General features: G+C 59.1%; 29 protein-coding genes. 10 read left to right on the forward strand and 19 right to left on the reverse strand.

Translation table 11 applies throughout. From position 1 onward, the window contains the following. Positions 1-127 precede the first annotated feature (127 nt). From ASC74_RS18380 to ASC74_RS18390, 3 genes are read right to left on the reverse strand one after another with little or no spacing between them, the layout of a single operon-like run. Positions 128-1,036 carry an acyltransferase gene (locus ASC74_RS18380; RefSeq protein ID WP_056742971.1) on the reverse strand — a complete coding sequence of 303 codons (909 nt, stop codon included), beginning with the start codon at positions 1,034-1,036 and terminating at the stop codon, positions 128-130. Beyond that, positions 1,037-3,136, reverse strand: a complete 2,100-nt coding sequence (pta, locus tag ASC74_RS18385; protein ID WP_008150719.1) for a phosphate acetyltransferase — start codon at positions 3,134-3,136, stop codon at positions 1,037-1,039. Positions 3,137-3,196: 60 nt separating this feature from the next. After that, the gene (locus ASC74_RS18390) at positions 3,197-3,535 is read right to left on the reverse strand and encodes a DUF3565 domain-containing protein (RefSeq protein ID WP_056742973.1); all 339 of its coding nucleotides are present in this window, start codon (positions 3,533-3,535) and stop codon (positions 3,197-3,199) included. On the opposite strand from ASC74_RS18390, the gene ASC74_RS18395 reads away from it, so the two are divergent. The 3 genes from ASC74_RS18395 to ASC74_RS18405 all read left to right on the forward strand — a co-directional run bounded on the left by ASC74_RS18395 (position 3,504) and on the right by ASC74_RS18405 (position 5,856). Next, entirely contained in the window at positions 3,504-3,989 is a 486-nt protein-coding gene (locus tag ASC74_RS18395) for an FKBP-type peptidyl-prolyl cis-trans isomerase (protein ID WP_007901600.1), read from the forward strand. The genes ASC74_RS18390 and ASC74_RS18395 overlap by 32 nt on opposite strands. A 124-nt stretch (positions 3,990-4,113) precedes the next feature. After that, positions 4,114-4,596, forward strand: coding sequence for a glutathione peroxidase (locus ASC74_RS18400; protein ID WP_056742975.1), 483 nt, complete (start codon positions 4,114-4,116; stop codon positions 4,594-4,596). A gap of 156 nt (positions 4,597-4,752) precedes the next feature. Continuing rightward, positions 4,753-5,856, forward strand: coding sequence for an NADH:flavin oxidoreductase (locus ASC74_RS18405; protein ID WP_056742978.1), 1,104 nt, complete (start codon positions 4,753-4,755; stop codon positions 5,854-5,856). A gap of 126 nt (positions 5,857-5,982) precedes the next feature. On the opposite strand, the gene ASC74_RS18410 is transcribed toward ASC74_RS18405, so the two are convergent. Beyond that, a complete protein-coding gene (locus ASC74_RS18410; RefSeq protein ID WP_056742980.1) occupies positions 5,983-7,182 on the reverse strand; it encodes a glycosyltransferase family 4 protein in 1,200 nt (399 codons plus the stop codon). Positions 7,183-7,222: 40 nt separating this feature from the next. Beyond that, complete coding sequence (gene cysZ / locus ASC74_RS18415; protein ID WP_056742982.1) at positions 7,223-7,975, reverse strand: sulfate transporter CysZ; 753 nt, start codon at positions 7,973-7,975, stop codon at positions 7,223-7,225. A 316-nt stretch (positions 7,976-8,291) separates the two neighbouring features. Here cysZ and trxB point away from each other — a divergent pair, with 316 nt between their 5' ends. Continuing rightward, positions 8,292-9,248: a thioredoxin-disulfide reductase gene (gene trxB / locus ASC74_RS18420; protein ID WP_008150707.1), complete on the forward strand. Its 957-nt coding sequence runs from the start codon at positions 8,292-8,294 to the stop codon at positions 9,246-9,248. An 84-nt stretch (positions 9,249-9,332) separates the two neighbouring features. Here the strand turns inward: trxB and ASC74_RS18425 are convergent, their stop codons facing one another. From ASC74_RS18425 to ASC74_RS18475, 11 genes are all read right to left on the reverse strand, one after another. Next, complete coding sequence (locus tag ASC74_RS18425; RefSeq protein WP_056742984.1) at positions 9,333-10,616, reverse strand: NAD(P)/FAD-dependent oxidoreductase; 1,284 nt, start codon at positions 10,614-10,616, stop codon at positions 9,333-9,335. Between the two features lie 166 nt (positions 10,617-10,782). Next, entirely contained in the window at positions 10,783-11,610 is an 828-nt protein-coding gene (locus ASC74_RS18430; protein ID WP_082555850.1) for a transporter substrate-binding domain-containing protein, read from the reverse strand. Positions 11,611-11,656: 46 nt separating this feature from the next. Then, complete coding sequence (locus tag ASC74_RS18435; protein ID WP_056742988.1) at positions 11,657-12,448, reverse strand: amino acid ABC transporter ATP-binding protein; 792 nt, start codon at positions 12,446-12,448, stop codon at positions 11,657-11,659. A gap of 6 nt (positions 12,449-12,454) precedes the next feature. Then, a complete protein-coding gene (locus ASC74_RS18440; protein WP_056742990.1) occupies positions 12,455-13,429 on the reverse strand; it encodes an amino acid ABC transporter permease in 975 nt (324 codons plus the stop codon). A gap of 131 nt (positions 13,430-13,560) precedes the next feature. Next, on the reverse strand, positions 13,561-14,811 hold the full coding sequence (locus tag ASC74_RS18445; protein WP_056742991.1) for a 2-aminoadipate transaminase: 1,251 nt from the start codon (positions 14,809-14,811) through the stop codon (positions 13,561-13,563). A 123-nt stretch (positions 14,812-14,934) separates the two neighbouring features. Further along, positions 14,935-15,273: a HopJ type III effector protein gene (locus ASC74_RS18450; protein ID WP_008037347.1), complete on the reverse strand. Its 339-nt coding sequence runs from the start codon at positions 15,271-15,273 to the stop codon at positions 14,935-14,937. After that, the gene (locus ASC74_RS18455) at positions 15,266-15,562 is read right to left on the reverse strand and encodes a DUF1244 domain-containing protein (RefSeq protein ID WP_008150700.1); all 297 of its coding nucleotides are present in this window, start codon (positions 15,560-15,562) and stop codon (positions 15,266-15,268) included. Before ASC74_RS18455 ends, ASC74_RS18450 begins: the two co-directional genes overlap by 8 nt. A 65-nt stretch (positions 15,563-15,627) precedes the next feature. Beyond that, positions 15,628-15,999, reverse strand: coding sequence for a dihydroneopterin triphosphate 2'-epimerase (folX, locus tag ASC74_RS18460; protein ID WP_056742993.1), 372 nt, complete (start codon positions 15,997-15,999; stop codon positions 15,628-15,630). A gap of 2 nt (positions 16,000-16,001) precedes the next feature. Continuing rightward, positions 16,002-16,577, reverse strand: a complete 576-nt coding sequence (folE, locus tag ASC74_RS18465) for a GTP cyclohydrolase I FolE (protein WP_046045887.1) — start codon at positions 16,575-16,577, stop codon at positions 16,002-16,004. Between the two features lie 22 nt (positions 16,578-16,599). Further along, positions 16,600-17,310, reverse strand: a complete 711-nt coding sequence (folM, locus tag ASC74_RS18470; RefSeq protein WP_056742995.1) for a dihydromonapterin reductase — start codon at positions 17,308-17,310, stop codon at positions 16,600-16,602. Between the two features lie 72 nt (positions 17,311-17,382). Next, a complete protein-coding gene (locus tag ASC74_RS18475) occupies positions 17,383-17,952 on the reverse strand; it encodes an antibiotic biosynthesis monooxygenase (RefSeq protein ID WP_056742997.1) in 570 nt (189 codons plus the stop codon). A 211-nt stretch (positions 17,953-18,163) separates the two neighbouring features. Here ASC74_RS18475 and ASC74_RS18480 point away from each other — a divergent pair, with 211 nt between their 5' ends. Then, positions 18,164-19,123: a MerR family transcriptional regulator gene (locus ASC74_RS18480; RefSeq protein ID WP_056742999.1), complete on the forward strand. Its 960-nt coding sequence runs from the start codon at positions 18,164-18,166 to the stop codon at positions 19,121-19,123. Between the two features lies 1 nt (position 19,124). Here ASC74_RS18480 and ASC74_RS18485 read toward each other — a convergent pair whose 3' ends face one another. After that, positions 19,125-19,730 carry a hypothetical protein gene (locus tag ASC74_RS18485; protein ID WP_056743001.1) on the reverse strand — a complete coding sequence of 202 codons (606 nt, stop codon included), beginning with the start codon at positions 19,728-19,730 and terminating at the stop codon, positions 19,125-19,127. 54 nt (positions 19,731-19,784) lie between these two features. Next, positions 19,785-20,261, reverse strand: coding sequence for a PAS domain-containing protein (locus tag ASC74_RS18490; protein ID WP_056743003.1), 477 nt, complete (start codon positions 20,259-20,261; stop codon positions 19,785-19,787). Between the two features lie 154 nt (positions 20,262-20,415). On the opposite strand from ASC74_RS18490, the gene ASC74_RS18495 reads away from it, so the two are divergent. Next, positions 20,416-20,871 carry a flavodoxin gene (locus ASC74_RS18495; RefSeq protein ID WP_056743005.1) on the forward strand — a complete coding sequence of 152 codons (456 nt, stop codon included), beginning with the start codon at positions 20,416-20,418 and terminating at the stop codon, positions 20,869-20,871. Here the strand turns inward: ASC74_RS18495 and ASC74_RS18500 are convergent. Next, positions 20,852-21,748 (reverse strand): LysR family transcriptional regulator, encoded by an 897-nt coding sequence (locus ASC74_RS18500; protein ID WP_056743007.1) that lies wholly within the window; start codon positions 21,746-21,748, stop codon positions 20,852-20,854. The two genes, ASC74_RS18495 and ASC74_RS18500, sit on opposite strands and share 20 nt — an antisense overlap. A 96-nt stretch (positions 21,749-21,844) precedes the next feature. On the opposite strand from ASC74_RS18500, the gene ASC74_RS18505 reads away from it, so the two are divergent. The 4 genes from ASC74_RS18505 to ASC74_RS18520 all read left to right on the forward strand — a co-directional run bounded on the left by ASC74_RS18505 (position 21,845) and on the right by ASC74_RS18520 (position 24,739). Continuing rightward, complete coding sequence (locus ASC74_RS18505) at positions 21,845-22,231, forward strand: CidA/LrgA family protein (RefSeq protein WP_056743011.1); 387 nt, start codon at positions 21,845-21,847, stop codon at positions 22,229-22,231. Continuing rightward, the gene (locus ASC74_RS18510) at positions 22,221-22,907 is read left to right on the forward strand and encodes an LrgB family protein (protein ID WP_056743013.1); all 687 of its coding nucleotides are present in this window, start codon (positions 22,221-22,223) and stop codon (positions 22,905-22,907) included. Before ASC74_RS18505 ends, ASC74_RS18510 begins: the two co-directional genes overlap by 11 nt. Positions 22,908-23,054: 147 nt before the next feature. Then, the gene (locus tag ASC74_RS18515; RefSeq protein ID WP_046045897.1) at positions 23,055-23,837 is read left to right on the forward strand and encodes a class II aldolase/adducin family protein; all 783 of its coding nucleotides are present in this window, start codon (positions 23,055-23,057) and stop codon (positions 23,835-23,837) included. Next, positions 23,837-24,739: an alpha/beta fold hydrolase gene (locus tag ASC74_RS18520; protein WP_056743015.1), complete on the forward strand. Its 903-nt coding sequence runs from the start codon at positions 23,837-23,839 to the stop codon at positions 24,737-24,739. The genes ASC74_RS18515 and ASC74_RS18520 overlap by 1 nt, the downstream gene beginning before the upstream one ends. The last annotated feature ends 82 nt before the right edge of the window (positions 24,740-24,821 follow it).

The following is a 24,821-nucleotide window of genomic DNA, read 5'->3' on the forward strand; positions in this document are numbered from 1 at the left end:
CGGCGGGTTTTTTGTGTCTGGTGTTTTCCAAATGTGGGAGCGGGCTTGCTCGCGAAAGCTGACTGACATTCAACATTGATGTCGTCTGACACACCGCTTTCGCGAGCAAGCCCGCTCCCACAGGAGATCAGTGTTTGGCGGGATACTCGCGATGCATCTGCCCCATCAGCGCATCCTTGTCCTGCCACAACTGGTTGATCCAACCCTGAAACTGCAATCGATACTCGCCGTCCTGGTCGTAGTTCTTGCCGATGAACTGCGGCGGAATCTTCAGCTCCTGAAAGTGCACCACCACATCCTTCACGTTCCCACAGAGCAAATCCCAGTAACCGGGACGTCCGGCCGGGTAGTGAATGGTCACGTTGACGATGGCTTCCAGTTGCTCACCCATGGCATCCAGCACAAACGCAATGCCGCCAGCCTTCGGTTTGAGCAGATGCTTGAACGGCGATTTCTGCTGGGCATGTTTGCTTTCGGTGAAACGCGTGCCTTCGACGAAGTTGAAAATCCCCACCGGGTTATGGCGGAACTTGTCGCAGGTCTTGCGGGTGGTTTCCAGGTCTTTGCCTTTCTTCTCCGGGTGCTTCTCCAGGTAGGCCTTGGAGTAGCGCTTCATGAACGGAAAGCCGAGCGCCCACCACGCCAGACCAATCACCGGCACCCAGATCAGTTCCTGTTTGAGGAAGAACTTCAGCGGGCGAATCTTCCGGTTAAGCACGTACTGCAACACCATGATGTCGACCCAGCTCTGGTGGTTGCTGGTGATCAAATACGAGTGCTGATAGTCCAGGCCTTCCAGGCCGCTGAGCGTCCAGCGCGTGTGGCCGAGCAAGTCCATCCAGGCCTTGTTGTTGCTGATCCAGGCTTCGTGGATGTGGCTCATCAGCCAATCGGTAAAACGCTGGGCGGCGGAGAAGGGCAGCAGCAGTTTGAAGATCGCCACGATGAACAACGGTGTGCAACAGGCAATGGTGTTCAGCGCCAACAGCAGCGAGGCAATCACGCCTCGCAGCGGTGCAGGTAGGGAATCCAGCATTTAAAGATCCAAAGGTCGGTTGGCAGCTTGAATCGCGGTCAACGCGATGGTGTAGACGATGTCGTCGACTTGCGCGCCGCGCGGCAGGTCGTTCACCGGTTTGCGCAGGCCTTGCAGCATCGGACCGAGGCTGACGCAGTCGGCGCTGCGCTGCACCGCTTTGTGGGTGGTGTTGCCGGTGTTCAGGTCGGGGAACACGAACACCGTGGCGCGACCGGCGACCTGGCTGTTTGGCGCCAGTTGCCGGGCAACGGTTTCGTTGGCGGCGGCGTCGTATTGCAACGGACCGTCGATCAGTAGCGAGTTCTGCTGTTCGTGGGCGAGCAACGTCGCTTCGCGCACCTTCTCGACTTCTTCACCGCTGGCCGATTCACCGCTGGAGTAGCTGATCATCGCCACGCGCGGAGTGATGCCGAAGGCGGCTGCCGAGTCGGCGCTTTGCAGGGCGATCTCGGCCAGTTCGCTGGCGCTCGGGTGCGGGTTCATCACGCAGTCGCCGTAGACCAGCACTTCCTCAGGGAAGAGCATGAAGAACACTGACGACACCAGCGTGCAGCCCGGCGCCGTTTTAATCAGCTGCAGGGCCGGGCGGATGGTGTTGGCGGTGGAGTGAATGACCCCGGACACCAGGCCGTCCACCTCATCCAATGCCAGCATCATGGTGCCGATCACCACGGTGTCTTCCAGTTGCTGCTCGGCCATCGGCGCGTTGAGGCTTTTGGTTTTGCGCAGGGCGACCATCGGCTCGACGTAGCGCTCGCGAATCAGGTCCGGGTCGAGGATTTCCAGCCCCGGTGGCAACTCGATGCCTTGAGCGCGAGCGACGGCTTCGACGTCCGCCGGTTTCGCCAGCAGTACGCAACGGGCGATACCACGCGCCTGACAGATGGCCGCGGCTTGCACGGTCAACGGCTCGCTGCCTTCAGGCAGAACGATGCGTTTGTTGGCAGCCTGGGCGCGCTGGATCAATTGATAACGGAACACGGCGGGCGACAGGCGCATTTCCCGTGGCGTGCCGCAGCGTTGGTGCAACCACTTGGCGTCGAGGTGGCTGGCAACGAAATCGGTGATGATCTCCGCGCGCTCGCGGTCGTCGATCGGGATTTCCTTGTTCAAACCGTTCAACTGGTTAGCGGTGTCGTAGGAACCGGTGCTCACCGACAACACTGGCAGGCCCGCCTGCAAGGCGCCACGACAGAGGTCCATGATGCGCGGGTCGGGCAGGGTGTCGCTGGTCAGCAACAGGCCGGCCAGCGGCACGCCATTCATGGCGGCGAGGCTGACGGCGAGGATGATGTCGTCGCGATCACCGGGCGTCACCACCAACACGCCGGGCTTGAGCAGCTCCACGGTGTTACGCACGGTGCGGGCGCAGATGATGATGTTGGTCATGCGCCGGGTTTCGTAATCACCGGCATTGAGAATCTGCGCGCCCATCAGGTCGGCGACGTCGCGGGTGCGCGGGGCGTTCAATTCCGGCTGGAACGGGATGCAACCCAGCAGACGGAAATCGCCACTGCGCAGCAACGGTGAGTGTTCCTTCAAACGCGAAGCGAATGCCTCCATGCTTTCATCGGTTTTGACCTTGTTGAGGATCACGCCGAGGACTTTCGGGTCTTTCGGGCCGCCGAACAATTGCGCCTGCAATTCCACTCGGCCGGACAGTTCGGTCAGCACTTCGTTTTCCGGCGCCGAGACCAGGATCACTTCGGCGTCGAGGCTTTTCGCCAGATGCAGATTGACCCGCGCGGCGTAACTGGCGCTGCGGGTCGGGACCATGCCTTCGACGATCAGCACGTCCTTGCCGACTGCAGCCTGTTGATAGAGGGTGATGATTTCTTCGAGCAGCTCATCCAGTTGACCGTCGCCGAGCATGCGCTCGACGTGCGCCAGACCAAGCGGTTGAGGCGGTTTCAAACCGTGAGTGCGCGCCACCAGTTCGGTGGACCGTTCAGGCCCGGTGTCACCCGGATGCGGCTGGGCAATCGGTTTGAAAAAGCCGACCTTGAGGCCGGCCCGCTCAAGGGTACGCACCAGCCCGAGGCTGATGGAGGTCAGACCCACACCAAAATCGGTGGGCGCGATAAAAAAAGTTTGCATGCGAATTCTCTGGAGGTGCATGGCAATGGTGACGACCTATGTCTGGCCGTTTACCGAAATTCAGTCGCCAAGGTTATCGCTAACCGAGCCTTGTGCGCACCAACCGCAATCAAAGGGCTGGCCTATTTTTTCAATACGTTGCGCGGGGTCCAGGACCCAGGCGCGCGATTGCCACGGTGGCTGGTGGCGCAGGTGCTGGGTGTGACCGCAGGAAAGCTCGGCCACCCAGTGCCCGTCCTCATCCTGATGGAAGCCTGTGACCGTCGAGCCTTTCGCCGCCACCCGTCTGTCCGGGTTGTGTTCGCTTTCGGGCGATTGCTTCGCTAAACTTGGCCATTCTTCATTCTTATGCAAAAGGTCTCGCCCCATGCTGATCGCCGCCAATAAGGCTGTCTCCATCGACTATACCCTGACCAACGACGCTGGTGAGGTCATCGACAGTTCCGCCGGCGGCGCGCCGCTGGTCTACCTGCAAGGCGCAGGTAACATCATTCCGGGCCTGGAAAAGGCTCTGGAAGGCAAAGCAGTCGGTGACGAACTGACTGTCGCCGTAGAACCTGAAGATGCCTACGGCGAATACGCTGCCGAACTGGTCAGCACGTTGAGCCGCAGCATGTTCGAAGGCGTCGACGAGCTGGAAGTGGGCATGCAGTTCCACGCATCCGCTCCGGACGGCCAGATGCAGATCGTCACCATTCGCGATCTGGACGGCGACGATGTCACCGTCGACGGCAACCACCCGTTGGCCGGTCAGCGCCTGAATTTCCAGGTCAAGATCATCGACATCCGTGACGCCAGCCAGGAAGAAATCGCTCATGGTCACGTCCATGGCGAAGGTGGCCATCACCACTGATTTTCTGCGCTAAGCTTTCGAGAACTGGAGAGGCGCCCGAGGGGCGCCTTTTTAGTCCGCGGCTGTCCCTGGTGACACCGCCAAGTGGCTGTTTCGAGAAGAACACGGGAATTTGGAGTTCGTCATGAGTGCTTTTCACGACCTTAAATTGACAGGCCTGGATGGTCAGGAGCTACCGCTGGCGCCTTTCAAGGGGCGTGTCGTGCTGGTGGTCAACGTTGCCTCCAAATGCGGCTTGACCCCACAGTACGCGGCGCTGGAAAACCTCTACCAGCAATACAAGGACAAAGGCTTCAGCGTGCTGGGCCTACCGTGCAACCAGTTTGCCGGTCAGGAACCGGGCTCCGAGCAAGAGATCCAGGATTTCTGCAGCCTCAATTATGGCGTGACCTTTCCGTTGTCCAGCAAGCTGGAAGTCAACGGTCACGATCGTCATCAGTTGTACCGTCTGCTGGCGGGCGAGGGTGCTGAATTTCCCGGTGACATTACCTGGAACTTCGAAAAATTCCTGCTGGGCAAGGACGGTCGCGTGCTGGCGCGGTTCTCGCCGCGTACGGCGCCGGATGATCCGACTGTCGTTCATGCGATCGAAAAAGCGCTGAGCTGAACCAAAAAAATCGCAGCCTCTGAGCTGCGATTTTTTATGCCTGCCTTTTGAACCTTAATCACCGCAATCAATAGTGCTGTGCATCGCTTGTCGCTCCGCATATTATCGCCGTCATAAAACATCTGTCCCGTCGATACCGTTTTCGTGGAGCGCCCCATGCCCGTCAAAGCCCTGTTCAAACCGTTCCACCTCGGCACCCTCGAATTGCCGACCCGCGTCGTCATGGCGCCGATGACCCGTTCGTTTTCGCCGGGTGGCGTTCCCAATTCCAAAGTGATCGAGTACTACCGTCGTCGCGCCGCTGCGGGTGTGGGTCTGATCATCACCGAAGGCACCACCGTCGGCCACCAGGCTTCCAACGGCTACCCGAACGTGCCGCATTTCTACGGTGAAGCAGCGCTGGCCGGCTGGAAGAAAGTGGTCGACGCGGTTCACGCTGAAGGCGGCAAGATCGTTCCGCAGCTGTGGCATGTCGGCAGCGTGCGCCGCATCGGCACCGAACCGGATGCCAGCGTGCCGGGTTATGGTCCGTCGGAGAAATTGAAGGACGGTCAGGTCGTGGTTCACGGCATGACCAAGCAAGATATCCAGGATGTGATCGCCGCGTTTGCCCAGGCCGCCAAAGATGCCCAGAGCATCGGCATGGACGGCGTGGAAATTCACGGTGCCCACGGTTATCTGGTGGATCAGTTTTTCTGGGAAGGCAGCAACCAGCGCACCGACGAGTACGGCGGCAACCTGGCCAACCGTTCGCGTTTCGCCATTGAACTGATCCAGGCGGTGCGTGCAGCGGTCGGCGAAGGCTTCCCGATTATTTTCCGTTTCTCTCAATGGAAGCAGCAGGATTACACCGCGCGTCTGGTGCAAACACCGGAAGCGTTGGGCGAATTCCTCAAGCCGTTGTCCGACGCCGGTGTGGATATTTTCCACTGCTCGACGCGCCGTTTCTGGGAGCCGGAGTTCGACGGTTCCGAGCTGAACCTGGCCGGCTGGACCCGCAAACTCACTGGCAAGCCGACCATCACCGTGGGCAGCGTCGGCCTGGACGGCGAGTTCCTGCAGTTCATGGTCAACACCGACAAGATCGCGCAGCCGGCCAGCCTGGAAAAACTGCTGGAGCGTTTGAACAATGATGAGTTCGATCTGGTGGCAGTAGGTCGTGCATTGCTGGTGGACCCGGACTGGGCGCAGAAAGTGCGTGACGGCCGTGAAGAAGACATCCTGCCGTTCAGCCGTGAGGCGTTGATGACCCTGGTTTAAGCAGCGACTGGAAGGACGCTATCACGAGCAGGCTCGCTCCCACATTTGAACGCATTTCTCTGAGAGAACTCGGTCACCTGTGGGAGCGAGCCTGCTCGCGAAGGCGGTCGAAAGAGCACCAAAGTTTCAGGGTACGGTCGGTGCATTTGGAACCAACTGCTCTCTGAAACAAGCCCCCCGCAACTGCCCTTCAAACTGCTCGATAATCGCTGCCCAGCCCTGGCGACTCGCATGCTGACGCGCATTAAGCCGCACGCAGCGCAAGGTTTCGCGCTCCTCCAACAGCCAACACGCCGCATCGCAGAACGCCTCTTCATCCCCCGGCATCGCCAGTACGCCGTTGTAGCCATGGCGGATGTGCTGAGCCGCCGCCGCTTGATCGTAAGCCACCACACCCAAACCCGAAGCCAGTGCCTCAAGCACCACGTTGCCGAAAGTCTCGGTCAGGCTTGGAAACAGAAACACATCCCCCGAGGCATAGTGACTGGCCAAGGCTTCGCCGCGTTGTGAGCCACAGAAAATCGCCTCGGGCAGTTCTTTTTCCAGGACCACTCGTTGCGGGCCGTCGCCGATCACGATCAACTTCAGGTTTTTCTGTGGATAAGTCATACGCAGCCTGTCGAAACTGCGCTTGAGCAAGCCGAGATTTTTCTCCGGTGCCAGGCGACCTACATGGATGACGGCAATGTCACTGTCGGCCAAACCCCACTGTTCGCGTAGCGACGTCAGCCGCTTGGTCGGGTGAAACAATTGGCTGTCGACCCCACGCGACAGCAACGCCAGGCGCTCGAAATGCCGGCGCTCCAGTTCCATTCTTTGGCTCACGCTCGGCACCAGGGTCAAGGTCGAGCGATTGTGAAACCAGCGCAGGTAGTGGGTCAGCAATCGCGTCAACAGTCCAAGCCCATACTGGCTGGAGTACTGCTGGAAATTGGTGTGAAAGCCGCTGACCACCGAAATCCCCAAGCGCCGCGCCGCGCGCAACGCGGACAATCCCAGCGGTCCTTCCGTGGCGATGTACAGCACGTCCGGCCGATGACGCTTCCAGCGCCGCAACAGCTTGTGCATCGACGACTGACCCCATTGCAGACCGGGATAACCCGGCAGCGGCCAGCCTCGACACAGCAACAACGCATCGTCGCTGCCCAACTGCTGATCGCAACCCTGACGCGGTCGCACCAATTCCACCTGATGCCCGCGCGCGCGCAAGCCGTCGTACAAGCGGCCGAGGGTATTGGCCACTCCGTTGATTTCGGGAGGGAAGGTTTCGGTGATCAGGGTGATATGCAGAGCTGTCGTCATGACCTCAGTGTCGGCTGAGGCCATGTCGTCAGTGTGACGGTGGGATGATGGATTTGTGACCGGGTCAGCGCTGGGCCACCAGGTTTTCTGCTCCGCGTTCACGCACCCAGAACAAGGTCGCACCCGCCACGGCGGCCGGCATCATCAGGATATTGACCACCGGAATCAGCAGCACCAGATAAACACTGCCGCCGAAACTCATGCTCTGCCAGCGCTTCTCGCGCAGCCAGGCGAGCATCTCGTTCCAGCCCAGTTTGTGGTTGTCCGCCGGGTAGTCGATGTACTGGATCGCCATCATCCACACCCCGAACAGCAGCCACAGTGGCGCAGCGATGATGTTCACCACCGGAATGAACGAGAGGATGAACAACCCGATGGCGCGCGGCAGGAAGTAGCCGAGTTTGCGCATCTCCCGGGCCAGGGTGCGGGGGATCATTTCGATCAGTTCGCCCCAACTGAAGGACGGGAAGTCGTCGGTGCCGCGCACCACGACTTCGACTTTTTCCGCGAGGAAACCGTTGAATGGCGCAGCGATGACGTTGGCCAGCATGGTGAAGGTGAAGAACACCATCAAAACGACAAGCACGACAAAAATCGGCCACAGGATGTAACTGAGAAAACTCAGCCAGTCGGGCAGGGACGGCATCAACGTATCGACCCACAGGCTGAATTGATGGCTGGCCAGGTAGATCAATCCGACGAACAGCACCAGGTTGATCACCAGCGGCAACAGCACAAACAAACGCAGGCTTGGGCTCAGGACCAGCTTGAGGCCTTCGCGCAGGTATTGCGGGCCGGACAGAACGGGGGCGGGCATAACGTGCTCCGAGCAAAGGGGAAACGCGCCGACCTTACCGGCTTTGCCTGATAGGTGAAAGCTCGGTAGCAGCATCGACATTAACTGTAACAAAGGCGCCTATGTCTCCATCGTGATGGGATAGAGACCGCCTATGAGCTGGATTGTTAAACCGTATTTCCTTAATCTTCGCCCCCTCGATACGCTGCACCCAATCTTTTTTACAGGACTGTCGAGCTCAAGCCTTCCCCAAGTGCTTTCAACGGTCCTTTTTTATTCCCGCCGGCAACCCGGCGTTCCGTGCCAGATATTTCGGGCCGGTCAACAGGAGCAGGTCATGTCTGAAGTCCGTCATTCGCGAGTGATTATTCTCGGTTCCGGCCCTGCCGGTTACAGCGCTGCGGTCTATGCCGCCCGTGCCAACCTCAAGCCACTGCTGATCACCGGCATGCAAGCCGGCGGTCAACTGACCACTACGACCGAAGTCGACAACTGGCCTGGCGACGTCCACGGCCTGACCGGCCCGGCGCTGATGGACCGCATGAAAGAGCACGCCGAGCGCTTTGAAACCGAAATCGTCTTCGATCACATCAATGCCGTGGACTTCGCTGCCAAGCCGTACACCCTGACCGGCGACAGCGCGACCTACACCTGCGATGCGCTGATCATCGCCACCGGCGCCAGCGCTCGTTACCTGGGCCTGCCGTCGGAAGAAGCGTTCATGGGCAAAGGTGTTTCGGCCTGCGCAACCTGCGACGGTTTCTTCTACCGCAACAAGCCAGTGGCCGTGGTCGGTGGCGGTAACACCGCTGTTGAAGAGGCGTTGTACCTGGCCAACATCGCCAGCAAGGTCACCCTGATCCACCGTCGCGAAACCTTCCGCGCCGAGAAGATCCTGATCGACAAGCTGAATGCCCGGGTTGCCGAAGGCAAAATCGTCTTGAAGCTGAACTCGACTCTGGACGAAGTCCTGGGCGACAACATGGGCGTGACCGGTGCCCGCCTGAAGAACAACGATGGCAGCTTCGACGAGCTGACAGTCGACGGCGTGTTCATCGCCATCGGCCACACCCCGAACACTTCGCTGTTCGAAGGTCAGCTGACGTTGAAAGACGGCTACCTGGTTGTGCAGGGCGGCCGTGACGGCAACGCCACTGCCACCAGCCTCGAGGGTATCTTTGCTGCTGGTGACGTGGCTGACCACGTTTACCGTCAGGCCATCACCTCGGCCGGCGCCGGCTGCATGGCGGCACTGGACGCCGAGCGCTACCTCGACGATCTGCAGAACGCTTGATTCTGATTCTGTAGAAAGCAAAAAACCGGCCTCGGCCGGTTTTTTTGTACCCACCGAAAAGTCCGATCAACCCTGTGGGAGCCCTCAGCCTTTTAGCCGCTCCTGGACAAAGTCCATGACCTTCAACGATTGATAGATGGCATTGGCGGCAATCCGTCCGAATGGCCCGCCGTTCCAGTCAAGCAGGTACGGTTTGAACAGCTGATAACGCGTACTTTCCCCACACACCGCTTCGGCGATGACCCTGCCGCCAATCGAGCCGGTATTCAAGCCATGGCCACCAAACGAGGTGCAGGCCCAGACGCCCGGTTCGAGCAATCCCAGGTTGGGCATCTTGTTGGTGGAGTAACCCATCAGGCCGGACCAAGCCAATTCGATTTTGACCGGGGCCAGTTGTGGATAGACCGAGACCATGTCGGCCTTGAGCATGGCGGCGAGGGCTTTTTCGTTCTGTTCGTTGCGGGTGGTGATGCGTCCGCCCCACAGCAGGCGGTCACCTTCGACCACGCGGTAGTAGTCCGAGGCGCGGCGGTCGTCGGAGAATGCGGCGCCGGAGTCGAGGACGTTTTTGATCGAGTCGCCCAAGTGTTCGGTCAGCACCACATAGGTTGCGATGGGCAGGTAGGCTCGGCTGAGTTTTTGCAACTCCGGGCCGCCGTAACCGCCGGCGCAGAACACCAGGTCCTGGCAGCACACGGTGCCGTTGGCGGTCTGGACGATTTTGTCGGCGCCGTCGCGCCGCCAGGCCAGCATTTTTGATTGTTCGAAAATCCGGCCTCCCGCTGCTTCGATGGCGAGGGCCAGTCCCAGGCAATAATTCAGTGGATGAAAGTGCAGGGCGTTGGGATCTTCGATGCCTTGGAAATAACGCAGGGTGTGGGCCCGCTCGCGGACCTGAGGGGTGTCGAGGTAGTTGAGTTCATAGCCGAAGTCCCGGCGCATCGTGTCGATGTGGTTTTTCACACCAGCACTGTCGTCGTAACGCTTGACCTGAATCGTGCCAGCGGATGGATCGCAGCCAGTCAGTGCCAGTTCGGCGATGTTGCGGCGGACAATCTCCACACCCTCGACCGACATTTGAAACAGCGCCTTGGCCTGTTCCAGTCCCAGCTTCTTGCGGATCGCTCCCGAACCCTGAGCCCAGCCCGGCGAGACCACGCCGCCATTTCGACCGGACGCGCCCCAGGCAACTTGCCGGTCTTCGAGGATGATCACGCGTTTGCCGCGCCGGGTCAGCTCCAGGGCAGCGGTAAGGCCCGCGATCCCGGCGCCGATGATGCAGACGTCGCAAGTTTCGTCAGTGCTCAGTTCGGGCCTGGCCGCTCGGGGTAGCGAGGTTTGGGAATACCACGTGGTGGGGAAGGACATGCTGAATCCTTGACTAGTTGCCGGTCAATGAAGCGAACGCCTGGCTTTTGTGGGAGTGAGCCTGCTCCGGGCGGCGTTCCGACGATGGCGGTCTCACATTCAACATTGATATTGAATGTTATGGCCTCATCGCGAGCAGGCTCGCTCCCACAGGTGGGCGATGTGGTTATTTGACGGTTGAGTAATCCACGCCGTACCACTTGGTCGACAGCTTGGTCAGCGTGCCGTCCTTGTGCATCGCGCCGATGATTTCACCGAGCTTGGCCTTCAATTCCGCGTCACCCTTGTCGGTGGCAATGGCCAGGGGCTCGTAGAACACCACGTCGTTATCGACGGCACGCAGCGGGTAGTTTTTCTTGATGGCCGCTTCCAGCGTGCTGCGCTGAGTGAGGATGCCGTCGAGACGAACGCCGTCACCCAGACGCAAGTCATCCAACGGCCCGAGGGAACCGGCATAGGTCTTCATCTTCTTGGTCTGTACGTCGTAGGCGACGGGCGGCATGTCAGTCGCTTCGATGGCCAGTGCCTGGTTCAGGTAATCCTCGGACGTGGTGCCGCCTTCGACACCGATCGTTTTGCCATTGAGCGCTTTGTGGTCGGTGAGTGTGGATTTGTTGTGAACCGCAAACACGTAGGGCACGTAGTAATAGGTCGCGGGGAAGTCGAGAATTCGCGCGCGGCTTTTAGTGGCGGTCATCGAGCCCACGGACATGTCCCAGCGCCCGTTCCACTTGCCGGCGGTGATCACGTCCCAATCGGGGGTAATGAACTTGACCTCGACGCCGAGACGCTTGGCGATCTCCTTGGAAACGTCGATATCAAACCCGTCGATTTCATTCTTGTCGTTGATAAACCCTTGGGGTGGCCAGGTCGCCGACGTGGCGACGGTCATTGATTTACTGCTCTGGATTTTGTCCAGTACAGCTCCGGCGTTGGCGGTGCCGACGAACACCAGCGACATTGCGGCTGCGATTACGTGTTTTTTGCTGACCATGTCCATCTCCACTTATCGTTATTGTTATGAAGGGGCAAAGCGGTGCTCAGTGACCAATGATCTGTGACAGGAATTTCTGTGCGCGTTCGGTTTGCGGGTTGTTGAAAAACTCGGAAGGGGTGGCTTGTTCGATGACCTGGCCCTGGTCCATGAACAGCACGCGGTCGGCGACCTTGCTGGCAAAACCCATTTCGTGGGTTACGCAAATCATGGTCATGCCGTCGGTGGCCAACTCACCCATCACGTCCAGCACTTCGTGGACCATTTCCGGATCGAGGGCCGAGGTGGGTTCGTCGAACAGCATCACTTTGGGGTTCATGCACAGCGCCCGGGCAATCGCCACGCGTTGCTGCTGGCCACCGGACAGTTGCGAAGGGTACTTGTCGGCGTGTTCGGCAATTCGCACCCGCTCCAGGTAGACCTGAGCGCGCTTTTTCGCTTCGGCAGATGTCACGCCTTGCACCAGTTGCGGGGCCAGGGTCAGGTTGTCCATCACGCTTAAGTGTGGGAACAGGTTGAAGCTCTGGAACACCATGCCGATTTCCCGGCGTACCGCGCTGACACTTTCGGCCTCGCTGGTGAGGGTGATGCCGTTGACCTGAATATGACCTTTCTGGAAATTCTCCAGATGGTTGATGCAACGAATCATCGTCGATTTACCCGAGCCTGATGGCCCGCACACCACCAGGATTTCGCCCGTGGCGACGTTCAGGTCGACATCGCGCAACGCGTGAAAATCGCCGTACCACTTGTTCAGACCGGTGATGGAAATCATTGACTGGCGGGGTTGCGCTGCAGGCGCAAGGTTGAGTTGTTCAGCGGTATTGGTTCGAGTCATCACGCATCAACCCCTGGCAATGGATCGGTTGACCCGTTTTTCGATTCGCGCCTGCACCCGTTCGAGAATGAACGACAGGGCCCAGTAAATCATTGCGGCGGTGATCAGCATTTCCAGGTGGCGGAAGTCCGCGCGGCCCTGGGTCTTGGCCAGGTACATCAATTCCCAGACGCCGATCACCGACACCAGCGAACTGTCCTTGAGCATGGCGATGAACTGGTTGCCGGTGGGCGGGATGATCACCCGCAAGGCTTGCGGCATGATCACCCGGCTCAGGGTCTTGAGCGGGCTGATGCCCAGGGCTCGTGAGGCTTCCCATTGGCCCACCGGAATGCTCTGGATGCCCGCACGAAAAATCTCGGTCATGTAGGCGCCGTAGCACAGCGACAACGCGAGGATGCCGGCCGGCACTGCGTCCACCACATAACCCAGTTGCGGCAGTCCGAGGTAAATCAGGTAGATCTGGATCAGCAGCGGAACACCGCGAAAGAACGAGGTGTAGAACGAGGCGATGGCGTTGGCCAGGCCGTTGTTCGACAGCTTGGCTACGGCACCGATCAACGCCAGCACGAAGGCAATCACGATCGCCACGGCGGAGATGTACAGCGTGGTCGCCGCGCCCTGGATGATCAGGAAACCGATCTTGTCGAGGATGAAGCTGTAGGAGAGGTCGAAGGTGTCGAAGAACGCCAGGAACAGGATCAGCAGTTCGATCCATACCACGGTGGTCTGTACCTTGAACTTCAAGCGTCCGAGGACGTGAAAGTTCAGGGTGCCCAGTGCGGCAATCGCCAGGCCGAAGGCGATATTGCGAGCGGTCAGGCTGTCCGGGGTATTGCCCAACAACGGATGCAGGAAATGACTGAGGGCGCTGTTACCCAGGTTCATCAGGTAGGAGCCGAGAAACAGCACCACGGCTACGCCAAGCAGGAATTGAGGATCATTGGACTTTTTTTTATAAATTATATTGTCGTGATACATGAATGCCTCAGGCTTGTAGGTGGTAGTGATCTCGCTTGGTAAAAGGGGTATTTGGCCAGTATTGCGACGCAAAATCGGGGACTACAAGCGAACATAATTCGCTATGTCAGTCCCAGATCGCAGTTTGCTTTTCAGGAAAGCTTCGCCAGGCAGGTCTCGAGAATATCCAGCCCTTCTTCCAGCACCGCTGCCTCAGTGGTCAATGGCGCCAAAAGCCGAATGATGTGCCGCGACTTGCCGCTGGGCATCAGCAGTAAACCCGCGTCTCGCGCCAGGGCCAGCAGCTGCGTCAATTGCGCCGAGGCCGGTGTGCCGTCGGCATTGGTCAGCTCGATACCGCGCATCGCGCCAACGCCGGTCAAGCGGCCCAGATACGGTGACAGCTTGCGGGTGCGCCAGGATTGGTAACGGCTGACAATCGCTTCTTCCTGTTGTGCGCCCCAGGCTTGCAGATTCGCGTCAGTCATTTCGTCCAGGGTCGCCAACGCTGCGGCGCAGGCAATCGGGTTGCCTGAATAGGTGCCTCCCAGTCCGCCCTTTGGCAAGGTGTCGAGCAGCGACTTGCGCCCGACCACCGCGCCCAGCGGTACGCCACCGGCGATGCTTTTAGCGAGCAGGATCAGATCGGGTTCAATACCCAGTCGCGAAAACGCAAAACGCTGGCCGGTGCGACCGAAGCCGGACTGGATTTCATCAGCGATCAGCAAGATGTTTTTTTCATCACAGAAGCGACGTAGCGCCTGGGCGAACTCCACGTCCATCGCCAGGAAGCCCGCTTCACCTTGCACCGGTTCGACGATGAAACACGCCACGTCTTCGACATCGATTTCGACGCTGAACAGTCGATCCATGGCCTTCAATGCCTCGGCGCAGGTCACGCCGTTGTCCTTGCTCGGGAAGGGCAGGTGAAAAACCGGACCCGGTAGCACGCCGACTTTCTGTTTGTAGGGCGCGACTTTGCCGTTGAGGTTGAGCGTGGCGAGGGTGCGGCCATGGAAGGCGCCGTCAAAGGCGATGACGGCCGTGCGACCGGTGGCGCCACGGACGATCTTCAGGGCGTTTTCCGCCGCTTCCGCGCCGCTGTTGGTGAGCATGCCGCTGACCGGGTAGTCCACCGGAATAAATGCGGTGAGACGATCCATCAGTTCGATGTAGGGCACATGCGGGGCGGCGTTGAACGCGTAGTGGGTCAGCCGGGTGGCTTGTTCGCGAATGGCCTCGACGATGCGTGGATGGCAATGGCCGAGGTTCAGTACACCGATGCCACCGACGAAGTCGATGTAGCGTTTGCCATCGGTGTCCCAGACCTCGGCATTTTTGCCGTGGCTTAGTGTGACGGGATGAACGATGTTGATCGACTGGCTGATGGTTTCGCTGCTCATGGATACCTGACTCAGAAGAAGGGATGCTTCTTTTTATCTAAGCCGTGAGCAGCGGTGCCCGGCAAACGAAATAAAGTTGCCGGGTCAATCTTAAAAGTCGGGATGTGTTTGGAAGGTGTTGAATCAGCGGCGAGTCAGCGGCTGTTGAGTGAACTTCACACCGGCTAATCCATGAGCAATCAACGCGCGGATATTGCCGTGATCGCTGCCTTCAGGCGTGGCCACCACCGAACGATAATGCTCGCCGAACGCCAACAGCGCTTCTTCATCGCTCAAGCCTTCCAACAGCGCCAGACCCAGGGTCTTGCACGAGCCTTCGTTCTGCCCGGCGGCGTTTTCCACGCCGCCATTGTTGAAAGCCTGAGGCTGATAGTCGTAGCCGGCGGCGATGAAGGCCAGGGTGTCGGCAAAAACGTGTTCGCCGCTCTTGAGGCTGGCGCGCAGGGTGTTCAAATCACTCATTGGGTTTTCCTTTGGCGAACGCCGCTTGTTGTTCGGCGTTGGCTTCTTGCTGGTATTGGGCTTTCCACTCGGCGTACGGCATGCCGTAAACCACTTCGCGGGCGTCATCGAGGCTGACCTCGATCTGGCGTTCATCGGCAGCGGCCTTGTACCACTTGGACAAGCAGTTACGGCAGAAACCGGAGAGGTTCATCAGGTCGATGTTCTGCACATCCTTGCGGCTGTCCAGGTGGGCGACCAGCCGGCGAAAGGCGGCGGCTTCGAGTTCCAGGCGTTGTTGATCGGTCATGGCGGGCTCTGTGCAATCAAATCGTGCGCGGATGATAAAAGTCTGACGAGCAATGTGCCAGACGGTCAGCGGCTCGCGGCCAAGGTAATAGACACCGACTCGGCGAATCGCAGGGCGTGGGGCTTGTCGACTTCGACCTCGGCATACAACACCGACTCGTTGGCCATGACCAGATCGAGAATTTCCTGAGTCAGGCGCTCGAGCAGGGCGAAGCGATTGCCCTCCACGTGGGCGATGATCGACTTGGTGATGGTGCGGTAATTCAGCGCGTGATCGATGTCGTTGTCACGCACCGCTTCCTGAGCGGCATACAGGATGGTCAGGTTGATCAGCACATCCTGCTTGTTGAGGATTTCATCCTCGTTGATCCCGATGAAGGTCCGCAGGCACAGGTCCTTGACTCGGATGCGTGCCGTTCCTGGTTGAAGTTGTGGCATTGCTACTTGCTCCGTCCAATCAATTGCAGGAACTCCTGGCGGGTGTTGCTCGACTCGCGGAAGGCGCCGAGCATCACCGAGGTGTTCATGGTCGAATTCTGTTTCTCGACGCCGCGCATCATCATGCACATGTGCTTGGCTTCGATGACCACCGCGACGCCTGCCGCACCGGTCACTTGCTGCACCGCGTCGGCGATTTGCCGGGTGAGGTTTTCCTGGATTTGCAGGCGACGGGCGAACATGTCCACCAGTCGTGCAATCTTCGACAGACCCAGCACCTTGCCCGTCGGAATATAAGCCACATGCGCCTTGCCGATGAAGGGCAGCATGTGATGTTCACAGAGCGAGTACAGCTCGATGTTGTCGACGATGATCATTTCATCGTTGTCGGAAGCGAACAGTGCGCCGTTGACGATCTCTTCGACACTTTGCTCATAACCATGGCAGAGGTACTGCATGGCTTTTGCCGCGCGAGCCGGGGTGTCTTGCAACCCTTCACGGTCCGGGTTTTCACCGAGGCCGATGAGGATCTCGCGGTAGCTCTGGGACAGGGCGTTCTGGGGCAGGGATAACGTCATGGAACATCCTCGCGGGGGCCGCTTATTTGATGTGCCGTCCGCCGTTGACGGTCAGGGTCGTGCCGGTGACATAAGGGTTGTCGAGCAAATAACGCAGGCTCTGGTAGATCACTTCGCAGCCGGGCTCGATACCCAGCGCGGACTTGGCCAGTGCCTTGGCGCGGTACGCCGCGTCGTCGTCGGGGTTGAACATTAGCAGGGCTGGCGCGATACCGTTGACCTTGATTGTCGGCGCGTATTTCGCGGCGAAGGACAGGGTGAGGCTGTCGAGCCCGGCTTTGCTGGCGCAGTAGCCAATGTGCTTGCTGCTGCCCCTGCGAGTCACGTCGTCGCTGATGTGCACGATGTCGGCGGGACTTGAGCGCTGCAGCAAGTCGACACAATGCAGGTTGATCAGGTAGGGCGCCAGCATGTGGACGTTGAACATGCGGGTGAAGGCGGTGGCGTCGGTGTCCGGGGTTTCGGCCAGCCATTCGGAGGCGTTATGGACAATCGCCCGCAGGCTGTCGGTGTGGTTTTTCAGTTCGCTGATGAACGCGAAGATTCCGGCTTCAGTGGAGAAGTCGGCAAACACCGCGGTCGCCCCCAGGTCGCGCAGGGTTTGCACGCCGGGGCGTTCACTGCGGTAGCTGAAGATCACCGGCTGGCCATCCTCGAGCAAACGCTGCGCACAGTGCAGGCCGACACGTTGGCCGGCACCGGTAATGAGAATCGGGGCTACGAAAGAGGTCATGAACGGCTCGCGTCGCGGTAAGAGCAAAACTATACCAGCGACGAGAGGCGTACACCTATTGTGGTAGCAGGCTTAGCGATTCTGCGTTGAAGGCTCGGCAGGCAGCGGTCGTTGCGGCGTGGTGTTCAGCCAGTTGGCCAGCAGGCGGGTCGACAGCGGAATGAAGAGGTAGACCATCAGAGGGGTCAGGCACAAGGTGCTGATGAACACCCGGCTCAGCAGACCCATGTCGCTCAGCAACGGCCCGAGGACAAAGTTGAACAGCAGGGAAACCGGAAAGAATGCCAACCAGATCGCCACGGCCTGTTTCCAGCGTGGTGGGCGCTGGCCGGCCGCGCCGAACCAGCCTTCGATGCCGCTCACACGATGTTCCGTTGGATGGGCAAACAAGTCACTGCCGCGAGCCAGCCAGGCGGTGCGCGAGGCGGAATGCTCCCAGGCGTGCAGCGTCTGCTCGTCGGCGAAGCGGAAAATAATCTGGAATTCGTCATCGTCGGGCGGCGGAGCGAGCACGCCAGAACCGAGATAGCCGGGAAAATCGGTGGCCAGTTGTTCGCCTTCGCGCAACCAGGCGATCAGGTCTTGATAACGCCCATCGGCGACGCGGCGCGCAACCATCAGCGTGACGGGTGAGGTAGACATTGTGTATCTCCATATGACAATCGCGTCGCTCCGGATAGGAGTTTCGCCAGGCGCAGCGCCGGAGTGGTGGGCTGCGTCTTGGAACAAGCAAGGATTATTCCTGATTCTGCCTGGAACGTCAGTGATATTTGTCGCCATCAGCATCTTGAATGGTGTGGGGGCAGGAGAGGTAGAATGGGATCCAATTCATACATGGATGTAGACCTATAAAATGCCTGTGCTGACTGACGTTTTCCCTGGGTTGCAATCCGGTCTTCCTCTCGAGCAGGAAGAACTGTTTCCGATACGCGAAGTGGCGCGTCTGACCGGGGTCAACCCGGTCACGTTACGCGCATGGGAACGACGTTATGGACTGATACAGCCCACGCGCACCGAAAGTGGGCATCGACTGTATTCCATGACTGATATCGATCGGGTCCACAGCATTCTTGGCTGGATCGAACGCGGCGTTGCTGTCAGTAAAGTCGGCAAGATACTGGCCAGGGTTGAACCGCTTCAGACCCTGTCGCACATCATCCCGAATGAACTCGTACACGCTGACTACACGCAGTGGCAGCAACAGGTTCAGGCGGCGGTGAATGTTTTTGACGAGGTTCAACTGGAGCAGGTCTATGGACAGATCTTTTTCAGTTATCCGCTAACTGTCGTATTTCAGGACATTTTGCTTCCACTCTGGAAGCAATTACTGCAGCGCCATGAAGCGTTCGGTCAGGCCAGCGAGTGGTTTTTCCTGGATGGTTTTCTACGTTCTCGAGTGTTGCAACGCCTGCTGCTGGTGCGTGTCTTGCAGCCGCGACGGGTGATTGTCTGCGGCCTGAATGATCAGTGTCGTGAACTCGAAGTGCTGGTAACCGCGCTGCTTCTGAGCAGTGTCGATTCGGCTATTCAAGTGTTGGCTATCGGTCAGCCATTCGACGAATTGGCCCTGGTCTGCGAGCGGATCAAGCCTCAGGCGCTGGTGCTGTTTTCCAATCACGCGCCTGCGCCCGAGTTGCCACGGCGGTTGAAGCGCCTGGCCTTGAGCCTGGATTGTCAGTTGATGCTGGCGGGGGGTGCGTCCGATCTGGTGCAGGAAAGCCTGGCTGGATCGTCGATTGGATGCCTGGGTAACGAAGGATTGGTCATGCGTCAGCGTTTGAAACAGTTCCTGACAGGCAACCTGGACACTTGAATCAGAGATGCATGGCCGGATGCGTCAGCCGATGCTGCTGAAGGATGTACTGGCGCAGACGCTCGGTTTCGTCCTTGTCACCCTGATTCAACTGATAGGCAAAAAAGCCGCTCTCGGTTTCTTTCTCGAAGGTGCCGCGCAACGCGATGCGCTCGTAGCCAGACGGGCTGAACCACAAGGCGAAATGTTTGGGCGGTTTGGTCTTGTTGCGAACTTCCAGCAAGACCCCTTTGAACGACACTTCGTGCACCCACATCGTACCGGGCTGGCCATTGGCATTCTCCAGCGCTACCGGTTCTTCGAGTACCAGGCGCCATGGCCGGACCATCGGTCCGTCTTCATAGATGCTGGGGACGCCGAGGCGTAAATGCATTGCGTGAAATTCGTCTTCCACCAAGTGCAGCGGGAAGGTCATTTGCTGATTTTCGAAGTTGGCCTGGATGGTGACTTGCTCATGAGCGGCAAGGCGCGTGAGCAGGTCACGAATCTGTGAACCACCGTTGACGAGCAGGCTCGACGTCGCATCCCGCACATTGAGTTGCGGGTTGTGTTGCATTGTCTGGATAAAATCCAGCTCATCCTGGGTCAGGAGTGCGTCGCGTTGCATAATCTGCTCGACAGAAAAAGTTACAAAGTCACTGGTGATTGTAGTTAATGACAATCAATCCTTCGTTTTGTTTTCGCCGTTCGTCGCTTTTAGTGCGGCAAGCTCGGCCTGGACCTCAGCCAATTGCGCCTCCAACTGCGCGACTCGCTGCTGCGCCTTGACCTGAAGGGTGACGTCTTTCTGCACACCGATGAAATAAGTCTGTCCGTCATCAGGGTTCTTCACCGTCGAGAGGGACAGCTCGTTCCAGAACGGCGTGCCGTCCTTGCGATAGTTCCTGAGGATTTCCCGGCAGGAACCGCCACTGCTCAACGCCTCGCGAATCAACGGGAGAGCTTCCTGGTCGCGGTCCCCTGACTGAAGAAAACGGCAATCCTGGTAGAGGATTTCTTCGCTGGTGTAACCCGTCAGGCGTTCGAATGCCGGGTTGACGTAAATCAGGATGTTGTCCTGCTCGCCTTCCTTTTCGGCAATCACGATGCCGTCGTTGGAAGCGTTGATCACCATTTGCAGCAGTTGGGCGTTAATCATCGGAGAGTCCTTTCCAATTTGATTGTGGGATGCATTCTAAAAGAACACTGAGAACTTTCTACTGGTCACCCGCGTTAATTGAGAGTCAATCGCAGCTTTTTTGCCACGGCTGTTAATATCCCCCGTCTTTTTACTCAGCTTCAGGATCAGATTGATGAAAGTCGCCATCCTTTCCGGCTCGGTGTACGGCACGGCTGAAGAAGTCGCCCGCCACGCCGCCAATATTTTAAAAGCTGCGGGTTTCGAAACCTGGCACAACCCGCGTGCGACCCTGGCCGATGTTCAGGCTTTTGGTCCCGAAGCCTTCCTGGCGGTGACCTCGACCACCGGCATGGGCGAGTTGCCGGACAACCTGCAACCGTTGTATTTCGCAATCCGCGACCAGTTACCAGCTGCCTGGCGTGGCTTGCCGGGTGCCGTGATTGGTCTGGGCGATGCGAGTTACGGCGATACGTTCTGCGGCGGTGGCGAGCAAATGCGTGAATTGTTCGGCGAACTGGGCCTACGCGAAGTCCTGCCCATGCTGCGCCTGGATGCCAGTGAAAGCGTGACGCCGGAAACCGACGCCGAGCCTTGGCTGGCGGAGTTGGTCAGCGCTCTGCGGGGCTGACCGGCCGCTCGCGCAGCAAGGCGAGCCAGGCTTGCGCGGCTTTTGACAGGTACGCGCCCTGACGCCAGATGAAGGCGATATCCCAGCGCAGATAACCCGGTGCGTTCAAGGTCAGGCGCACCACGCCTGGCCGCACCAGCCCGCGTGCCACCACGCGCGGCAACAGCACCACACCTTGACCGGCCGCCACCAGCGCCGCGAGAAAGTCAGCCTGGCCGCTGCGACCACCTTCCTTCGGCGTAAACCCCAGCTGCTGGCAGGCTTGCAGCAAACGGTCATTGAGCACGAAGCTGCGCTGATACAGCAGGAATGGCGTGTCGGCCAATTCCTCCAGCCCAATCACCGTCTTCGACGCCAGCGGATGATCGGCCGGCAGCAGGGCGTCCAGCGGTTCATCGCAGAAAGGCTGGAAGGCGAACTGCGGGTCCTTCGTCAACAGGCTGCCACCTAGTTCCAGCTCCCCACTCAAAACGGCCTGTTCGATGTTCAGGCTACCGCCCTCCAGCAATTGAATGCTGATGTTCGGGTAGCGTTGTCGGTATTCGGCGAACAGTCCGGCGAACAGCGCGTCGCTGCCCAGTAGCGGCAAACCTAGGCGCAATTCCCCGCGGGCCAGTTGGCTCAAGTCATCCAGCTCACTGAGCAGTTCGTTGCGCAGCCGCAACATGCCTTCGGCCCGTTGCAGGACCACGCTGCCGGCGGCGGTCAGGCGCAGCTGAGAACCCTGCCGTTCGAGCAGCGCAGTGCCGAGGCTCTGTTCCAGCTGAGCGACCTGTTTGCTCACCGCCGATTGACTGATGTGCAAGGTCTTGGCGGCCTGAGTAAAACCACCCTGATGCATGACCTCGACGAAGCTGCGTAGCTGTTTGAATTCCATCTGCCTGATTCCATTTTGGAATGGCTCCGAGTCTAACAATTCGCTTCGGGTATGGCAGCCCGCTCCTTAAAATGAGCACCTGTGAGGACCGAAGACATGAGCGCATCAACCTTAAAAAGATTGGCCCGACTGGCGACCGAATTGGCCGTGCTGCTCGCCATCTATCTGCTCGGTTGCCAGATGGCCGTGTGGTTTGCCTGGCCGATTCCCGGTGGTGTCATCGGCATGGTGCTGTTGCTGCTGGCGTTCGCTTTGGGTGTGGTCAAACCGGCAGCGTTGCAAATGGGCGCCAGCCTGTTGATGGCCGAGATGCTGTTGTTCTTTATTCCGGCGCTGATGAGCCTGCTCGATTACGGCGGTCTGCTGCGTAGCGACGGTTGGCGAATTTTGCTGGTGATCGGCGTCAGCACGTTGATGGTGATGCTGGTGACCGCCTTCACCGTGGAACTGGTGGTGCGGTTGAGGAGGTCTCGTGAAGCTTGAACTGATGCCGATGTTCTGGCTGGCCTTCACGCTGCTGGCCTATCTGTTCAGTCGCTGGATCTATCGGCGCACCGGGCGTTATGTGCTGTCGCCACTGATTCTGGTCCCGGCCCTGTTGTTGGCACTCGCCGTGCCGCTGCACACCGCGTATGCCGAATACTCGAGCAACACCCATTGGCTGATGCTGGTGCTGGGGCCGGTTACCGTCGCTTTCGCGGTACCGATCTGGCAGCAGCGGCAGATGCTGATGCGGCATTGGTCGGCGTTGTTGCTGGGGATGCTGGCGGGCAGCGCGGCGTCCATCGGCAGTTCGTTCGGGTTGGCCAAGGCGCTGGCGCTGGACAGTTCGGTGACGATGTCGCTGGTGCCGCGTTCGATCACCACGCCTTTTGCCATGCCGCTGGCCCAGGACCTGGGCGGCGTACCGGAACTGACGGCGGTGTTTGTGATGTTCACCGGGGTGTTCGGGGCGATGCTCGGCGGCATTCTGCTCAAGTGGTTGCCCCTGCGCAGCGCCTTGGCTCGAGGGGCGCTGTTTGGTGTCGGCGCTCACGGTGCCGGGGTCAGTCGAGCACATGAAGTGGGGGGTGAAGAGGGCTCGGTGGCGGGGTTAGTCATGGTTCTGACGGGGCTGCTGAATCTGTTCGCCGCACCGTTGTTGGCGGCAGTACTTTGACATGGATCCAGGTTCGTTGGCGTACTGACTCGCTAGGCCATCAAGCTGGCTGCCAATGCAACTACACGATCCACGGGGCGTGACTAGACTGTTGTAACGTCGGTGAACAATAGAAACCCCAAGAATAAAAATTAGAGGTTCCTTGCCGTGAGCGTAGCCCCCGTCCAATCGCCACACAGTGTCAAAGACCAGGTCAGTGCCGCCGAGTGGCAGACCCGCGTCGATCTTGCCGCCTGCTATCGTCTGGTCGCCCTGCATGGCTGGGATGACCTGATTTTCACCCACATTTCGGCCAAGGTCCCCGGTACCGAAGACTTTCTGATCAACCCGTTCGGGCTGATGTTCCACGAGATTACCGCGTCCAGCCTGGTCAAGGTCGATCAGGCCGGCAACAAGCTGATGGACAGCCCTTACGAGATCAACCCTGCGGGTTACACCATCCACAGCGCGGTGCACGAGGTTCGTCACGACGTCGTCTGCGTGCTGCACACCCACACCGCTGCCGGTGTCGCCGTGTCGGCGCAGAAACAAGGCATTTTGCCGATCAGCCAACAATCATTATTTGTCTTGTCCAGCCTGGCTTATCACGCCTACGAAGGTGTTGCGCTTAACCATGAAGAGAAGGCGCGACTGCAAGCCGACCTCGGCGAAAACAATTTCCTGATGCTGCACAACCACGGTCTGCTGACCTGTGGCGCGACGATCGCCGACACGTTCCTGATGATGTTCACCTTCCAGCGCGCCTGCGATATCCAGGTGCTGGCGCAGAACGGTGGCGCCGAATTGATTGCCATCGAACCGCAGATTCTGGCGGGCGCCAAGGCGATGATCGCCGGCGTCACCAAAAGTGCTCAAGGGATGGGCGGCGCACTGGCCTGGCCAGCGCTGCTGCGCAAACTCGATAAACAAGACGCGGGTTATAAACTCTAATGGCACTCGCCGAGATCCCCCTGTGTGTCTGGCGCAAACGCGGCCAGACGTTCATCTTCCGTGGCCAGACCATCCGTTACTGGACGGCGGGGCAGGGTGAACCACTGTTGCTCATTCATGGCTTCCCGACCGCCAGTTGGGACTGGCATTTCCTGTGGCAGCCGCTGACCCAGCGCTATCGGGTAATTGCCTGCGACATGCTCGGTTTCGGTGATTCCGCCAAACCGGTGGACCACGAATACAGCCTGCTGGAGCAGGCCGATCTGCAACAGGCTTTGCTGGCGCACGTGAAGGTCGAGCAGCCGGTGCACCTGTTGGCCCACGATTATGGTGACAGCGTGGCCCAGGAACTGTTGGCCCGGCATTACGAAGCGCGTATCCATATCGCCAGTTGTGTGTTCCTCAATGGCGGCCTCTTTCCCGAAACCCATCGCCCGATACTGATGCAAAAACTTCTGCTCAGCCCCTTGGGCTGGATGATCGGCCGAGCTTTTTCCCGTGACGGTCTGGTGAAGAGTTTCCGGCAGATCTTCGGTCCGCAAAGTCGCCCCACCGAGAGCGAGATGGATGATTTCTGGAGCTTGATCGAGAGCAATCAAGGGCCACGGATCATGCACAAATTGATCGCCTACATCCCTGAACGACGTGCCCAGCGCGAGCGTTGGGTCAGCGCGATGCAGCGGGGTGAAGTGCCGTTGCGGGTGATCGATGGTGAGGTCGATCCGATCTCCGGCGCGCACATGGTCCAGCGCTATCGGGAACTGATCCCGAACCCGGACACGGTCTTGTTGCCCGGAATTGGCCACTATCCTCAAACCGAGGCGCCGGGGCAGGTGCTCAAGCACTATCTGGAGTTTCGCGATCAGATGATTTCACCGCCGCGCAAGGCCGCCTGCTCCTGATTATCCCTCTGCCTTATCGCGCACCATTCAGCCTCACCCCAGTTCATTGTGACTCGCATTGCCGTGCCTGACACTCGAACTT

Origin of the sequence: Pseudomonas sp. Root329 (assembly GCF_001424925.1) — a bacterium.
GTDB lineage: Bacteria > Pseudomonadota > Gammaproteobacteria > Pseudomonadales > Pseudomonadaceae > Aquipseudomonas > Aquipseudomonas arabinosi.

Coding starts and splice junctions, on each gene's coding strand:
- ASC74_RS18380 (WP_056742971.1), bottom strand. CDS start 1,036: ATGCTGGATTCCCTACCTGCACCGCTGCGAGGCGTGATTGCCTCGCTG.
- pta (WP_008150719.1), bottom strand. CDS start 3,136: ATGCAAACTTTTTTTATCGCGCCCACCGATTTTGGTGTGGGTCTGACC.
- ASC74_RS18395 (WP_007901600.1), top strand. CDS start 3,504: ATGCTGATCGCCGCCAATAAGGCTGTCTCCATCGACTATACCCTGACC.
- ASC74_RS18390 (WP_056742973.1), bottom strand. CDS start 3,535: ATGGAGACAGCCTTATTGGCGGCGATCAGCATGGGGCGAGACCTTTTG.
- ASC74_RS18400 (WP_056742975.1), top strand. CDS start 4,114: ATGAGTGCTTTTCACGACCTTAAATTGACAGGCCTGGATGGTCAGGAG.
- ASC74_RS18405 (WP_056742978.1), top strand. CDS start 4,753: ATGCCCGTCAAAGCCCTGTTCAAACCGTTCCACCTCGGCACCCTCGAA.
- ASC74_RS18410 (WP_056742980.1), bottom strand. CDS start 7,182: ATGGCCTCAGCCGACACTGAGGTCATGACGACAGCTCTGCATATCACC.
- cysZ (WP_056742982.1), bottom strand. CDS start 7,975: ATGCCCGCCCCCGTTCTGTCCGGCCCGCAATACCTGCGCGAAGGCCTC.
- trxB (WP_008150707.1), top strand. CDS start 8,292: ATGTCTGAAGTCCGTCATTCGCGAGTGATTATTCTCGGTTCCGGCCCT.
- ASC74_RS18425 (WP_056742984.1), bottom strand. CDS start 10,616: ATGTCCTTCCCCACCACGTGGTATTCCCAAACCTCGCTACCCCGAGCG.
- ASC74_RS18430 (WP_082555850.1), bottom strand. CDS start 11,610: ATGGTCAGCAAAAAACACGTAATCGCAGCCGCAATGTCGCTGGTGTTC.
- ASC74_RS18435 (WP_056742988.1), bottom strand. CDS start 12,448: ATGACTCGAACCAATACCGCTGAACAACTCAACCTTGCGCCTGCAGCG.
- ASC74_RS18440 (WP_056742990.1), bottom strand. CDS start 13,429: ATGTATCACGACAATATAATTTATAAAAAAAAGTCCAATGATCCTCAA.
- ASC74_RS18445 (WP_056742991.1), bottom strand. CDS start 14,811: ATGAGCAGCGAAACCATCAGCCAGTCGATCAACATCGTTCATCCCGTC.
- ASC74_RS18450 (WP_008037347.1), bottom strand. CDS start 15,273: ATGAGTGATTTGAACACCCTGCGCGCCAGCCTCAAGAGCGGCGAACAC.
- ASC74_RS18455 (WP_008150700.1), bottom strand. CDS start 15,562: ATGACCGATCAACAACGCCTGGAACTCGAAGCCGCCGCCTTTCGCCGG.
- folX (WP_056742993.1), bottom strand. CDS start 15,999: ATGCCACAACTTCAACCAGGAACGGCACGCATCCGAGTCAAGGACCTG.
- folE (WP_046045887.1), bottom strand. CDS start 16,577: ATGACGTTATCCCTGCCCCAGAACGCCCTGTCCCAGAGCTACCGCGAG.
- folM (WP_056742995.1), bottom strand. CDS start 17,310: ATGACCTCTTTCGTAGCCCCGATTCTCATTACCGGTGCCGGCCAACGT.
- ASC74_RS18475 (WP_056742997.1), bottom strand. CDS start 17,952: ATGTCTACCTCACCCGTCACGCTGATGGTTGCGCGCCGCGTCGCCGAT.
- ASC74_RS18480 (WP_056742999.1), top strand. CDS start 18,164: ATGCCTGTGCTGACTGACGTTTTCCCTGGGTTGCAATCCGGTCTTCCT.
- ASC74_RS18485 (WP_056743001.1), bottom strand. CDS start 19,730: ATGCAACGCGACGCACTCCTGACCCAGGATGAGCTGGATTTTATCCAG.
- ASC74_RS18490 (WP_056743003.1), bottom strand. CDS start 20,261: ATGATTAACGCCCAACTGCTGCAAATGGTGATCAACGCTTCCAACGAC.
- ASC74_RS18495 (WP_056743005.1), top strand. CDS start 20,416: ATGAAAGTCGCCATCCTTTCCGGCTCGGTGTACGGCACGGCTGAAGAA.
- ASC74_RS18500 (WP_056743007.1), bottom strand. CDS start 21,748: ATGGAATTCAAACAGCTACGCAGCTTCGTCGAGGTCATGCATCAGGGT.
- ASC74_RS18505 (WP_056743011.1), top strand. CDS start 21,845: ATGAGCGCATCAACCTTAAAAAGATTGGCCCGACTGGCGACCGAATTG.
- ASC74_RS18520 (WP_056743015.1), top strand. CDS start 23,837: ATGGCACTCGCCGAGATCCCCCTGTGTGTCTGGCGCAAACGCGGCCAG.